This is a genomic window from Parasphingomonas zepuensis (assembly GCF_036663735.1).
GTDB lineage: Bacteria > Pseudomonadota > Alphaproteobacteria > Sphingomonadales > Sphingomonadaceae > Sphingomonas.
In genome coordinates, this window is record NZ_JAXOJO010000002.1 from 365,344 (window position 1) to 379,237 (window position 13,894).

The window sequence follows — 13,894 nt, forward strand, 5'->3', positions numbered from 1 at the left end:
GTTTCCTTTGCGAGCGCCATCCGTATGGCGCGAGAATCATGTACTTAATTCGGGCGGTAGAACCTCGGCCGCTAATCCCGGCCGGCTCCGGCACCGACGATCAATGCGCTGCTCCGCTCCCAGTCCTTCAGGGCTGCGCCGTGCTCGCGACCGGTGTCGCCGTTGCCTTCAGATCGATCACCTTGTCCCGCCGATATCCCAGAACCCCCGGGATCGCCGGCATGCGCGCGATCGATATGCCGAAATGATTGTCCATCTTGCCCGCCGCATGAAAGTCCGCCCGCACTGACGGGAAAGAGGCGAGCGAGGCGGGCAGGCCCCAAGTGAATTTGCCGACCTCCACTTTGATCTTGCGAAAGATAAAGAAGGTCCCCTCCGGCGTAAAGCTTATGTTGGGGTGCGGTGGGGTAGCGGGCGCCTGGTAGAGCGCGGCGGTCAAAAAATTACCGGCATCGGTGATCACGCCCGGCTTCACCTCGAACTTCACACTGCCCATGCAGTAACAGGTGCCGACATAGCCCGCATTCGCGTCGAGCCAGACCGGCCCGTAATAGATATAGGTGCCGGGCTGGAGCTTCGTGAGATAACTGTAATGGAAGTTTTTGTCATCCTTGTTGAAAACATATGCCGGACCGATCCTCACTTTTGTCCGCGTTTCGATATCGCCGATCGTGAAGGTCTCCGGCGTCGGCTCGATCGGTTTTTCAGATATCCTGGCGGCCCCACCGGCTGCTTTCTTTTCTGATTCCCACGAAGCCAGTTGTTTCGCATATTTTGCCTTGGCTTTAGCGAACCCCTCGTCCCAGTCTTTTTTATAGGTGTCGATATCGGCCTGATCGGGCATTTTCAGGAGCATGATGGTCTGGCGGAGCCACCCATCGAGATAAAGATAGCCGCCTTCCGGATCGAAGCTGAACTTGCCGGCCGCAATCTGTTTTTCCCCGATCTCCTGCGCGCGCGCCGGTTGGGCGTGCGTGAAGGAAAGCAACAGTGCCGTGACCGCGTATGCCGAAATCTTCATGGTTCGAGCACTTTGTATTGTGGTTTCGGCCCGGCGGCGACCTTGGCTTGCTGCAACAGGGCGACCTCTCGCTCGTCATCCTTCTTGCGGCCATTACCCTCTTCGAAATTGAAGGCCTTCCACCGTTGCTCGCTCATGCCGTAGCGTTGATATTCTTTGTAAAACATGCAGTTTCGTAAATTAGCGCGGCGGATCTTGCGACGCTCGGCCGATCCCCAAATCGCGTCCGCCAAGATATTTCCGAGCGCCTCGCCGATTGCGCCGCCCAGGCCATATTGTCCGATGTCGACATCGTATCCGCCCCCATAATAGCGGATGCCGCTCGCCAGCGCGTCGCACTCCTTGATATCGGCATAGGCCTCGTCGAAGCTCGTATTCTCGCGGTGGAAGAAGAAATATTTGTCATAGGTCGCGATGTCGGCCGGGGCCTCAGCGAATGCCAGGTCGGGCATCGCGATACGCGAGAGTTCGTCGGGGGTGAAATGGCGAACCGGTGGTTCGGATTTTATCGCCTGCGCGTGCGCCGCGCCCGACGCCAAAAGCAAGGCAAGTGCCAGTGCATGGCGCATCGATGTTTCCCCCTGGGATTCCCCCTGACTCCGCACGAAGTCAGGGCATGGTATCGAAACCGGCCGGGTTCGTGTCAACTCCGCCTGTCGGGCTCCGAGATGAAAGAACCTTGCTATCTTCCTCGGGTACAACCCCCATGCCGTCGCCCGCGGGACCGTTGCGTCATGGCAACACACTCCGGCAAACCTTTCGATATCCATCATTATCGTGCAAACACATGTTGCACTGCAGCGAGGATTCTCTAGTCCGCCCCGACCGCCGAAGAGCGGACAGTCCACAAGGAAATCACAGTGAACACCAAGTTTCTTTTCGCAGCCGTTCCAGCTCTCCTGATCGCCGCGCCGGCGATGGCCCAGGATGAAGCACCTGCCTATCGCGGCGGACCTCGCCTCGAAGTGCGCGTCGGCGCCGATGACGTCGTCGTGAAGGTCGGTGACGACAGCGAAGGCAAGGTCGGCCTCGCATTCGGCGGTGAGCTCGGTTACGACATCGTCACCCGTTCGGGCTTCGTGATCGGCGCCTATGCCGGCATCGAAGGCGCGACCACGAAGGATTGCACCGCGGTCGTCGGCAACGACGCGCTGTGCCTGGAGGCCAAGCGCAACATCACCGCTGGCGTGCGCGCCGGTGCGGTCGTCGGCAAGGGCCTGCTCTATGCCAAGGGCGGCTACACCCAGGGCCGGCTGAAGATCAGCTATGAGAACGCCACGACTCCGGCGCTGAACGATTCCGACAGCGGTAACCTCGACGGTTTCCATGTCGGTGCCGGTTATGAGGTGGACATCACGCGCAACACCTATGCCAAGATCGAATATGTCTACACCAACTACGATACCAGCAACGATCTCGGCCTCGACGTCGACGTGCAGCGTCACCAGGGCCTGATCGGCTTCGGTTTCCGCTTCTGATCGATCGATTGATTGACGGAGAGGGGGCGGCAGCGATGCCGCCCCCTTTTTTTGTCGATTCAACCGCGGTGCGAGTGGTGACGGGATCAGCATCTCATCGCGCCGGGCAGCGGTGAAGGACGCGCGGGCGCCATGCCGACCAGTACGAGCCGACGGCAATCCGGCGTAATATCGAGAGAGTTCGATACGCATACGATATGAATGTGCGTAAATTACATATCCGATTATCTCGTTTAATCAGAAACAATGCGCCGCAATTCACGGGACTGATAAATCTGCGAGAAGCAATCTCGCAATGTCGATTTTCGCCAATACAGCATCGGACTCAATCAATAATGAGGCGCCGGAGCGGATCGATCGAGTCGATCGCAATACCGCTTATCCGAAGGGTCGCATTCCAGCCTTGGGGGGGGATTCATCCTGAGGAGAAGGCAAATGGCCGATAATACAGACATTGAAGTACTGGGGGATCTGCTCGGGCAATCCGATGCGATTGCCAATCTGCTCCGGGGGCGGAGCGTATTCGAAAATGCCTATGCTGCGTTTCGCGCCGAGGACGCGAAGAAGTTCCAGTCAGTGCTCGAACGGGCGCAGCTGCAAATTCATTGCCACAGAATCTGTCACTGGATCCGCACCAAGGAATGCGTCTTCCTGTGCCTCGAGCTGGCCGGACCGCCGGTGGCTGCGACGGGGCTCGATCCCCGCGTCCTCGCCAAGGCGATCGTCCGGCTGGGCGAGGATGAGAAGCTTGTGCGGCGCGTGGCCGATGTCCTGGTCAAGCGCGATCGCGACGGCTTTCAGGAGATCCTGAAGCAGCTCGAGATCCAGCCCTATGCGCATCTCTTCTGTCATTGGCTGTGCACCATCCGCTACCGCCTGGTATGCCGCTGGATCTGCCATGTCGGTGCGATCGATCGTCCGGTGCTGTGGACCGAGCTTCAGTCCGCCGCACGCGCCATCAGCGTGCTGGTCAAGGACGAGAAGGCGTTCCGTGACGCGGTCATCGCCTCGACCGCCGGCGATTCGGCCAAGCTCGGCGCGGCGATCACCCGCGCGCAGCTCGGGCTACGCTGCCACTGGGTGTGCGAGTTCTTCTGTTCCTGGCGTTGCGTGCTGGTCTGCCTCACGTTGGCGCGGCCTTATCCGTTCGAGCTGATCGAGGGCCGGGCGCAGATCAAGGAGGCTCGCGAATTCGCCGTCGCTTTGGTCAAGCTGGCGGAGAACCCGACCGATCTGCTGCGCTTCAGCGCGGCCGTCGGCACCGGCAATGCCGATGCCTGGACGGCGCTGATCAAGCAGTACCGGTTCGAGCGTTTCGCGCTCCAGCTGTGCCATTGGATCTGCGGCTGGCGCTGCGGTCGGTTCTGCCGGCTGGTCTGCGTCAATATCGATTATCACCCCTGGTTCACGCATATCGGCGATTTCAGCATCACCGGCGATATCAGCGTAGCGACGGGCCGCACCGTCGGCCCACGCGGCGGCCATGGCGGGCCCGATTTCGGCTTTTTCGGGAGCATGAGCCTGCGCGGCTTCTGCCCGAAGCGGGATCCGGCCCATCCGGCCGAGCTCATGGCATATCGCTTCCTGTTCCAGCCGGCGGGAGCGGCGCAACCGACCCCGATCGGGCCGGGCTTCGTCGCCGAAGTGCTGGTGGGGACACGCTACACCCTGTGGAACGGCGATCCCAACACGCTGCAGACGGTGCGCATCCGCGGCACCGGCCCGACGCCGACGCCGCCCACGCCGACCGCCGATCCGACCCCGCCCGACCATTTCATCGTGCCCGATGCCGATGGCTGGGTACTGGTCGATCAGAGTGCGCTGGACGATGCGTTCAGCGGTTATCTGATGGGCTTCAATTCGGCGGCGGCGATCCTGCCCAACGGTGCCGCGGCAACCGGCGTGGCGGCCGGCACAGCAGTGCCCGTCGCCGACCAGAAGAATGGCGTCGATTGCGCGATCATCTTCCAGGCGACTCGCGTCGGCACCATCGCCGCGGTCAATGGCGGGGCGGCACCGGACTATACCAACCAGATCGGCAAGGTGCGCATCAACAACTGGGGACAGGTCGCGTTGCTCGATCTGCTTCAGTTCCACACCGCCGGCGGCACGCCCTGTTCGCCGCTCAGTTCGGATCTCGACATCGAATATACCGTCGATCACGAACTGATCCGGGACTGGAGCATCGGCCTGTCGACCGCGGCGCCCGGCGTCGCGCTCACCAGCCCGCCGCCGCCACCCTCCACCGCGCGTGGCGGCGCCGGCACGCACCATGAGAACATCACGGGCTGGCCGACCTGCTCCTACACGGTGACCCTGTCGACCCGGCGGCGGCTGACCGACGGCCTGAACGACGATCCGCATCTGCCGACGCCGAAGACCTTCTGCATCGGACGTTCGGTCCGGCTGCGTCCGGCCTGATCGCGGCGGGGCGATGACTGCTCCCATCCTTTCGCCCGGCGCGCCGCGGCGAAAGGATGGGACGGTTTTGGCGATTTGCGGGCCCGATCGGGAGCGGATAAGCTGGCGGCCGAGAAACCACCGCTACCGGTCCGGTCGCAGGCAGGCGATGCGCGGCGGCCGGGCGCACGAGGCCCGCATGAGCAACGACATCGACTATGACGTCCTGACCAGCCCTGCCGCCCGAACGCCCCACGCAGTGCTTGCTCTGTGCCAGGCGATCTTTCCCGGCTTCGACGAAACCTATCTCACCGGGCGGCTGGCGACGGTCTCCGATCCTTCCCTGTGTCGCGCCATGGTGGGCGACCGGCTGGTGGGGTTCAAGCTCGGCTATCGCCGTGGCGACGAGCTGTTTTACTCCTGGCTCGGCGGCGTGCGCCCGGAAACGCGCGGGCAGGGCGTGGCACGCGAGCTGATGGCCCGCCAGCACGACTGGGCGGCCGCTACGGGCTATGCCAGCGTAGAGACGCGGACGCGGGCGTCGAATACGGGGATGATCATCCTGAATCTGCGCGCCGGCTTCACGATCAGCGGCTTCGAGGTCGATCGCGGCGGTATCGCGGTGGTCACCCAGCGCAAGACCCTGCAAGGCTGAACGAGGCGTGGTTTTGCCGCGACGCGTGAGCCATGCGTCGCGGCAAAACCTGAGCGCCGCTAGGGACGGCCCTCATCTCACTTGGGAACGCCTGCACAGGGCGACGGGAAACGTGCCGTCCTCGCCGCCGTCCCGATTCATACCGGAGCGGACGGGCAGGGGGAAAAGGCCGGCGACGAAAAAGCGACGGGCAGAGGCAAGTGCATGTCACATCTCGTCGCGCTGTCTCGTCCTGGTTCGAACACCCGGCGCATCGCCGGCAATCAGGGAGCATCGTCATGAAGATCGTCGTGATCGGAGGAACCGGCCTTATCGGCAGCCAGGTCGTAACTGGCCTGCGCGCCAAGGGGCATGAGGCAGTCGCCGCCGCGCCCAGCAGCGGCGTGAATACGCTGACCGGCGAAGGCTTGGCCGAAGCGCTGGCCGGGGCGCAGGTCGTGGTTGACGTCGCCAATTCCCCCTCGTTCGAGGACGCCGCTGCGCTTGCCTTTTTCGAGACGTCCGGCCGCAATCTGCTCGCCGCGGAAAAGGCGGCGGGCGTCGGCCATCACATCGCGTTATCGGTGGTGGGCACCGATCGCCTGCAGGCCATGGGCTATTTCCGCGCGAAGCTGCTGCAGGAGAAGCTGATTGTGGCATCGGGCACGCCCTACACGATCGTTCACGCGACTCAGTTCTTCGAGTTCATGGGGGGCATTGCCCAGGCCGGCACGTCCGTCGATGTGGTGCGGCTGTCGACCGCGGCATTGCAGCCGATCGCCTCGGCCGACGTCGCGGCGGCGCTGGTTGACGTGGCCCTGGCATCGCCGGTGAATGGCATGGTCGAGATCGCTGGTCCGGATCGTCGGCCGCTGGCCGATTTCGTCGGGGCATGGCTGGCCGCGACGGGCGACGGTCACCGGGTCGAGGCCGATTCCACCGCGACCTATTTCGGTATCGCCATCGATGATGCCTCGCTGACGCCGGGGCGCGATGCCCGCATCATGCCGAGCCGCTTCGACGATTGGCTCGCGCAATCCCGTGTCAAAGCGGAGGCGGGGGCATGAACGGCGAGAGGATTATCCCGGGCGTCGCCGCCACACTGGGGCTGCTGCTCGGCGCGAACGGTGTATTCATGCTGGTCGCGCCCACCGACTGGTATTTCGCGGTGCCGGGGGTGACCACGACCGGGCCGTTCAACCAGCATTTCCTGCGGGATATCGGGCTGATCTTCGTGCTGATCAGCGTCGCGTTCCTGTACGGGGCAGCCCGGCCGCATGTCCGCGTCGCCCTGTGGGGCGCGGCGACCTTGTGGCTGGCCGGTCACGCGCTGTTCCACATCTGGGAAGTGGCCGTCGGCATTTGCGGACCGTCCGCGCTGGCCCGGGACTTTCCGGCGGTCACCTTGCCGGCGCTCGTCGCGGCTTGCCTCACCGCCTGGGCGGTGCGGTCCGCGCGCCGAACCGCGCGGGCCTGACTTACGTCGCCTTGCGCAGTGCCGCGACCTGTTTCGGCGTGACGCGGGAGGGTTTCGCGCCGAAGCGGGCCGTGACGTAGTTCGCCACTGCGGCGATCTCCGCGTCGCTATAGGCGTTGCCGAAGGCCGGCATGATGCTCTGCCCCTGGGCCGTGTGTCGCGCCGCGCCCGACAGGACCACCTGGGCGACGTTGGTCGCTGTCGGATCGTTGACCGCGCGCGATCCGTTCAGCGTGGCAAAGCCGCTCAGCGCGCCCTGGCCGCTCCACGCATGGCAGCCGATACAGGCGCCCTCGAAGATCTTCTTGCCCAGCGGCGCGGCTTCGTCAGCGCTCGCCAGCCGGTGCGAGGCCGGGGCGAGAGCGGTCCTGGGCTGAGGCTCGTCGGGTGTGGAAACCGCCGGGATCGAGCGCAGATAGGTCACCAGCGCGGCGATATCCGAGCGGGTCAGGTGACGCAGGCTGAGGTCGATCGCCTCGCCCATCGGTCCGGCGGCGGTGCCGTGGCCCGGGGCGTGGCCCTGCGACAGATATTGCGCGATCGCGTCGTCGCTCCAGTCGCCCAGGCCGCTCCCCTTGTCGCTGGTGATATTATAGGCGCGCCAGCCGGCCGCCACGGCGCCCGCATATTTTTGGCGGTTGTCGACGGCCTGCATCAGGTTGCGTGGGGTGTGGCATTCGCCGCAATGCCCCAGCGCTTCCGCCAGATAGGCGCCGCGGTTCCAGGCGGGGCTACGGTCGATATTGGGCTCGAACCGGCGGTTCGGGTTGAACAGCCTGCCCCAGATGCCCATCAGCCAGCGCTGGTTGAACGGGAAGGAGAAGCTGTTCGCCGGGCGCTGAAAGCGGGCGGGCGCCAGAGTGCGCAGATAGGCGCGGATCGCCAGCGCATCGGCGTCCGTCATCCAGGTGTAGGAGGCATAGGGCATCGCCGGATAGAGATGCGCCTTGGGGCCGACGCCGTCGCGCACGGCGCGCAGGAACTGGGCATCGCTCCAGCTGCCGATGCCGGTTTCCCGATCGGGCGTGATGTTCGGCGACCAGATCGTGCCGAAGGGCAGCTTGAAGGCGAGGCCGCCGGCAAAGGGCGTGCCGCCTTTGGCGGTGTGGCAGGCCTGGCAATCGGCCGCGCGGGTCAGATATTGGCCGCGGGCGATCGGATCGGTCGAGGCAAAGTCCGCTGGCACCCCGGTTAGGACAGGTCCCTTATAGTCGCGCAACGCGACGGTCCTTCCACCGGCGAAATCCATCGCGCCGGGGCCAAAGGCGATCCAGGCGAACACGCCAGCGCCGACCACTACCAGCGCTGCGATCATGATCACGACGATGCGGCGTCCGCTCATGCCTCTTTCCTCCCCGCTAGCACGTCGCGATCGATCGGCAGGCGGCGCAGGCGCTTGCCGGTGGCCGCGAAGATGGCATTGGCGAGCGGCGCGAAGGCGGCCACGGTGCCCGCCTCGCCAATGCCGCCGGGCGCTTCGCCGCTGCGCATGATGTGCACCTCGATCGGCGGAATCTCGTTCATGCGCAGCATGCGATAGTCATGGAAATTGCTCTGCTGAACGCGGCCCTTCTCGATCGTGATCTCGCCGTGGAGCGCGGCAGTGAGACCGAAGATCAGCCCGCCCTGCAATTGCGCGACGATCGTGTTCGGATTGACCGCGATGCCGGTATCGACGACGCAGACGATCCGGCGCAGCTTCACCTCGCCATCCGCATCGACCGAGACCTCCGCCACCGTCGCGATCCAGCTGGCAAAGGCCGGTTGCACGGCGACGCCGCGGCCGACGCCCGGGGGCAGCGGCGTGCCCCATCCGGATTTGGCCGCTGCCACGCGCAGGGCTGCCTGCAGCCGGGGGGCCTTGCCCAGCATGTTCATGCGGAACTGCACCGGATCTACGCCGGCCTTGTGCGCGAGCTCGTCGATGAAGCTTTCGATCACGAACACATTGTGGGCTGGCCCGACGCCGCGCCAGAATCCGGTGGGAACGGCGGGCGGCTCCTCCCGCACGAACGTCACCTCGAAATTCGGGATGTCGTACGGCATGTCGGCGGCGCAATCGACCGCGTCGAAATCCTGGCCGTTGACGAAGGCCGGCGGGAGCCAGCGGGCGAGCACCGAGGATCCGGTGATGACATGTTTCCAGCCGACGATCTTGTCGCCGTCCAGGCTGGCGCTGAGCCGGTCGTGCCAGGCCGGGCGATAGACGTCGTGCTGGATATCCTCCTCGCGCGACCACACGACCTTGACCGGGCCATCGACCTGCTGGGCGATGCGCACGGCCTTCTCGACCTGGTCGACCTCGAGCCGCCGGCCGAAGCCGCCGCCGAGCAGGTGATTGTGCACGGTTACCTGTTCAAGGGGCAGGCCGGTCACCTTCGCCGCCACTGCCTGGGCGCGGCTCAACACCTGGATGCCGGTCCATATCTCGCAGCTGTTGCCGGTGACGTGCACGGTGCAGTTCATCGGCTCCATCGGTGCATGGGCGAGGAACGGCACGTCATAGGTGACCTCGATCGGATCCTTTTCGAGCGCCTTGCCGACATTGCCGATCGTCTTCGCGACGACGCCGGCGCGGCTGCTCGCCGCGACCAGCCGGGCGCGCACCTGCGCGGTGTCGACGCCGGCATTGGCGCCTTCGGTCCAGGCGATGTCGAGCGCGGCCAATCCCTGCAGCGCCGCCCACATGTGATCGCCGACGACGGCGACCAGATCGTCGAGCACCACGACCTGACGGAACCCCGGCACGAGCTTCGCCCGGCTGTCATCGACCTTGCGGACCTTGCCGCCGAACACCGGCGAATGCGCGAGCGTCGCGAACTTCACGCCGGGCGGCATGGCGTCGATGCCGAATTTCGTCTGGCCGTTGACCTTTTCCGGCGTATCGAGCCGGCGCAGCGGCCGGCCGATCAGGCGAAAATCCTTCGGATCCTTGATCGGCGGATCGGCCGGCGGCGTCAGCCCGGCGGCGCGACTGGTCAGCGCGCCATAGCTCATGCGCCGACTGGTCAGGTCGTGGATCACCTCGCTTGCCTCGGTGCGGCAGCTTGCCGGATCGACCTTCCAGGCTGCCGCTGCGGCCTGGACCAGGATCGCGCGCGTGCCGGCGCCCGCCTTGCGCAGCGGCAGCCAGAAGGCGCGGATCGAATTGGAATTGCCGGTCGCCTGAAGCCCGAAGGTGGGATTGCCGTACAGCGCGTCGCTCGGCGGGGCATGTTCGTAGGTGACATGGTCCCAGGCAGCGTCGAGCTCCTCCGCCAGGATCATGGAGATCGAGGTGTAGGTGCCCTGGCCCATTTCCACCTGCGGCATCACCAGGGTGATCTTGCCGGTGGGGTCGATGCGAATGAAGGCGTTGGGGGCGAAGCCCGACACCGTCGGCGCAGCGGCCAGCCCGGGCGCAACGAAACCGACGATCAGGCCACCGCCCAGCGCCACGCCGACCTGCAGCATGTTGCGGCGGGACAGGAGCGGACCGGATGGCGTGGGGGCGGTGGAGAGAGGCATGGAGTTGACCTCAAAATGGGCGGGAAGGCTCGCGACGGCGGCGGCTCAGGCTGCCGCGGCCGCCATCCGGATCGCTTCGCGGATGCGCACATAGGTGCCGCAGCGGCAGATATTGCCGGACATCGCGGCGTCGATATCGGCATCGTCGGGCGCGGGGGTCGTGGCGAGCAGGGCCGCGGCCGACATGATCTGGCCCGACTGGCAATAGCCGCACTGGATGACTTCGTGATCGAGCCAGGCGCGCTGCACCTTCGCCCCGGCCGGCGTCGCGCCGATCGCCTCGATCGTGGTCACGGCGCGGCCCTCAAGCGAGCCCACCGGCAACTGGCAGGATCGCAGCGGTGCGCCGTCGACATGCACTGTGCAGGCGCCGCACTGGGCGATACCGCAGCCGAATTTCGTGCCCGTCAGCCCCAGCACGTCGCGCAGCACCCACAGCAGGGGCATGTCCGGCGGGACATCCACTTCATGCGCGGCGCCATTCACGGTCATGTTGAGCATAAGGCCCCTCCGCCGCCGGTCGCGGCTGTTCGCAGCGCCGGGCGTTGGACCAGCGTTTCATATGAGGAAGGCTACGCCGGGATAGATGGGGGCGCACCTCATACCAAAGTGCGATTGCGCGGCTGAATCAGCGCAAGGTAGGAAGTGCGGCTCCTACCGGTCTGCGGCTACCGCGACCCAACGCTCCGCGAGCACATGCGCCTTTGGATCGTCGACGTCGATCCAGCCGAGCCCCGTACAATCGACCACCCGCGCCAGGCCCTGTTCGGCGAGCAGGCCTACGCCCGCGCTAAGCGATGGCGCATCGAGCCGCTTCAGCGCCGCGAACAGCGCCGGGCCGATCGCGAACACGCCGGTATCGAAGCAGTCGAAGGTCGCGATGCCCTTGCCGATCGTCACGATCGCGTCGCCTGACGTCTCGACCCTTGTGACGTCCTCCATGTCGACCGCTTCCTGTTCGAGCAGCCGGTCGATCCCGAGCGTGATGCCGCCGGCGGCGCCGGCCTCGGCGACGCGCCGGTATAGCCTCGGCTCGACGATATGGTCGCACATCGCCAGCAACGCCTCGCCGCCATGCGTCAGCGCTTCCGCCGCCAGCACCGACACGCCATTGGGCTTGCGATAATCGGCGGACATCACCGTCTCGATCGTTACCGGCCAGTCGCCCGCCGCGAGATGGGCGCGGATCGCCTCCGCTTCATAGCCGAGCACGAAGATGACGCGCGTGATCCCCGCCGCGGCGAGGCTCGTGATGGCATGCTCCAGCAGCGGGCGTCCCGCTACGAGACAGAGCGGCTTTGACGGGGCCATCGCTCGCAGCCGGCTACCTTCGCCGGCTGCGAGCAGGATCGCGGTGTCGATCACGCCGCGATGAAAGCCTCGACCGCCGTCTGGGCGAGGTCGTCGGTCATCTGCGTGCGCGGATGCTTGCAGAAATAGGCCGATGCCCCGTCGATCGGGCCGCCCAGGCCGCGGTCGAGCGCGAGCTTGGCGCAGCGGATCATGTCGATCGCGACGCCAGCCGAATTCGGGCTGTCCTCGACCGAGAGGCGCAACTCGAGGTTCATCGGCACGCCGCCGAACAACTGGCCTTCCATGCGCAGGAAGCAGACCTTGTTGTCGTTCTGCCACGCGACATAGTCGCTGGGGCCGACATGGATGTTCTCGTCCTCGAGCCGCTCGGCCGCGACGGCCTGCACTGCTTCGGTCTTCGAGACCTTCTTGGAGGCGAGCCGCTTGCGGTTCGACATGTTGAGGAAGTCGGTATTGCCGCCGGTGTTGAGCTGATAGGTCCGGTCGAGCTTGACGCCGCGCTTGGCGAACAGGTCGGTCAGCACGCGGTGGACGATCGTCGCGCCGAGCTGCGCCTTGATGTCGTCGCCGATGATCGGCACGCCGGCTGCCTCGAACCGCGCCGCCCATTCAGGGTTGCTGGCGATGAACACCGGGATGTTGTTGACAAAGGCAACGCCCGCTTCGAGCGCGCATTCGGCATAGAATTCGCTGGCCTGCTGCGATCCGACCGGCAGATAGTTCATCAGCACGTCGGTGCCCGACGCCTTCAGTTCGGCGATCACTTCGTCCTTGGTGGGCTCAGCCTCATCGGCCAGCAAGAAGGTCCGGTCGTCCGGGTAATCCACCATATGATCGGCATAGCCGTCGAGGATTTTGCCCATCTTCACCTTGGTGCCGGTCGGCCGCACCACCGGCGAAAAGATCGCCGTGCAGTTCGGCTTGGCGAATATCGCCTCGGCCACGTCCTTGCCGATCTTGCGCTTGTCGACGTCCCACGCCGCGACGACCTGGATGTCGCTCGGCCGATAACCACCCAGCTCCCAGTGCATCAACCCGACATTGTCGTTCGCGCCGTCGCGATAATGCTCGAGGCCCTGCACCAGCGAACTAGCGCAGTTGCCCACTCCCACCAGGGCGATCCGAATGCTCTTCATTGTTGATTGATATCCTTGGATTGAACTGAAAATAACGGTGAGGCGGGCGCGGGTACGTCCGCCGCGAATTGACGAAACAGACTGACTTCGACCTGGCGGTGCCAGGCGAGGCCAATGGCTGCAACGATGGACAGGGGGACCAGCTCGAACCACCAGAACCAGCGCGGATCCCCCCAGAAACATGCCAGGAAGATTGCATAGACCCGTATGTTCGCTGCCAGCAAGATCATCAGCCGCATCGGCCATATCGCCCGCGCCGCGTAAGCGGCGGCAAGGGCCGGGGCCAGCGCGCGATATTCGAACAGCCGATCGAACGGAATGGCGACTCGATCGATCCCCGTGGCGAGTCGGTCATAGGCCCATACTACCGGATTGCGCGACGGCGCGGGCACGGCACCGCGCGGCAGGCCGCGCGCGCGCCGGTGGAACCGCGCCCGCTCGCCTTCGTACAGGCTCGATTGCACGATATGCACCGCCCCAGCGCCGAGCGCCCAGGCCCAGGCTTCGCCGGTACCGATCGAACTGGCGATGACGACATAGATCAGGATGAACACGCCGTGGTCGCATACCCCGTCGAGGATGCGTCCCAGGGCGCTGGCGGTGCCCGTCGCGCGGGCAACCATGCCGTCCAGCCCGTCGGCGATGAGCCAGCCGATCGACAGCGCCAGGCCGACCACGGCGAGTCGCCAATCCTGCCACTGGCCATAGGCGATGGCCGCCATCGTCCCCAGGCAAAGTCCGATCACCGACACCAGATTGGCGGAGACACGATGCTCCACGGCCCATGGCAGCAGGGCCCGACCGGCAGGGTGAATGATCCAGAGGTTGGTAGGATCCTCTATCCGGCGATCCCGCGACCCGTCCGGCGGAGGCGTTGTCATAGGCGCGTCATATATTCGTCGCGGCGCGGAAGTCCAAAGAATGTTA

Annotated in this window: 13 protein-coding genes; 5 read left to right on the plus strand and 8 right to left on the minus strand. The window is 65.3% G+C overall.

The features are described from left to right. Positions 1-127: 127 nt before the first annotated feature. A complete protein-coding gene (locus tag U1769_RS08150) occupies positions 128-1,021 on the minus strand; it encodes a hypothetical protein (protein ID WP_332714561.1) in 894 nt (297 codons plus the stop codon). Then, positions 1,018-1,590, minus strand: coding sequence for a hypothetical protein (locus tag U1769_RS08155; protein ID WP_332714563.1), 573 nt, complete (start codon positions 1,588-1,590; stop codon positions 1,018-1,020). The genes U1769_RS08150 and U1769_RS08155 overlap by 4 nt, the downstream gene beginning before the upstream one ends. Before the next feature lie 291 nt (positions 1,591-1,881). Between U1769_RS08155 and U1769_RS08160 the strand changes: the two genes are divergently transcribed. From U1769_RS08160 to U1769_RS08180, 5 genes are all read left to right on the plus strand, one after another. Next, positions 1,882-2,499: an outer membrane protein gene (locus tag U1769_RS08160; RefSeq protein ID WP_332714565.1), complete on the plus strand. Its 618-nt coding sequence runs from the start codon at positions 1,882-1,884 to the stop codon at positions 2,497-2,499. Positions 2,500-2,934: 435 nt separating this feature from the next. Next, positions 2,935-4,920, plus strand: a complete 1,986-nt coding sequence (locus U1769_RS08165; RefSeq protein WP_332714567.1) for a hypothetical protein — start codon at positions 2,935-2,937, stop codon at positions 4,918-4,920. 178 nt (positions 4,921-5,098) lie between these two features. Further along, on the plus strand, positions 5,099-5,554 hold the full coding sequence (locus tag U1769_RS08170) for a GNAT family N-acetyltransferase (protein ID WP_332714569.1): 456 nt from the start codon (positions 5,099-5,101) through the stop codon (positions 5,552-5,554). Between the two features lie 278 nt (positions 5,555-5,832). Continuing rightward, positions 5,833-6,600, plus strand: a complete 768-nt coding sequence (locus U1769_RS08175; protein ID WP_332714571.1) for an SDR family oxidoreductase — start codon at positions 5,833-5,835, stop codon at positions 6,598-6,600. Beyond that, positions 6,597-7,010: a hypothetical protein gene (locus U1769_RS08180; RefSeq protein ID WP_332714573.1), complete on the plus strand. Its 414-nt coding sequence runs from the start codon at positions 6,597-6,599 to the stop codon at positions 7,008-7,010. Before U1769_RS08175 ends, U1769_RS08180 begins: the two co-directional genes overlap by 4 nt. 1 nt (position 7,011) lies before the next feature. Here the strand turns inward: U1769_RS08180 and U1769_RS08185 are convergent, their stop codons facing one another. The 6 genes from U1769_RS08185 to U1769_RS08210 all read right to left on the minus strand — a co-directional run bounded on the left by U1769_RS08185 (position 7,012) and on the right by U1769_RS08210 (position 13,848). Continuing rightward, positions 7,012-8,352 (minus strand): c-type cytochrome, encoded by a 1,341-nt coding sequence (locus tag U1769_RS08185; RefSeq protein WP_332714574.1) that lies wholly within the window; start codon positions 8,350-8,352, stop codon positions 7,012-7,014. Further along, positions 8,349-10,517, minus strand: coding sequence for a xanthine dehydrogenase family protein molybdopterin-binding subunit (locus U1769_RS08190; RefSeq protein ID WP_332714576.1), 2,169 nt, complete (start codon positions 10,515-10,517; stop codon positions 8,349-8,351). The genes U1769_RS08185 and U1769_RS08190 overlap by 4 nt, the downstream gene beginning before the upstream one ends. Positions 10,518-10,562: 45 nt before the next feature. Further along, positions 10,563-11,018 (minus strand): (2Fe-2S)-binding protein, encoded by a 456-nt coding sequence (locus tag U1769_RS08195; protein WP_332714578.1) that lies wholly within the window; start codon positions 11,016-11,018, stop codon positions 10,563-10,565. 153 nt (positions 11,019-11,171) lie between these two features. Continuing rightward, a complete protein-coding gene (locus U1769_RS08200) occupies positions 11,172-11,882 on the minus strand; it encodes a phosphocholine cytidylyltransferase family protein (RefSeq protein ID WP_332714580.1) in 711 nt (236 codons plus the stop codon). Continuing rightward, positions 11,879-12,967, minus strand: coding sequence for an inositol-3-phosphate synthase (locus U1769_RS08205; protein ID WP_332714582.1), 1,089 nt, complete (start codon positions 12,965-12,967; stop codon positions 11,879-11,881). Before U1769_RS08205 ends, U1769_RS08200 begins: the two co-directional genes overlap by 4 nt. Then, positions 12,964-13,848 (minus strand): CDP-alcohol phosphatidyltransferase family protein, encoded by an 885-nt coding sequence (locus tag U1769_RS08210; RefSeq protein WP_332714584.1) that lies wholly within the window; start codon positions 13,846-13,848, stop codon positions 12,964-12,966. The genes U1769_RS08205 and U1769_RS08210 overlap by 4 nt, the downstream gene beginning before the upstream one ends. Between the last annotated feature and the right edge of the window lie 46 nt (positions 13,849-13,894).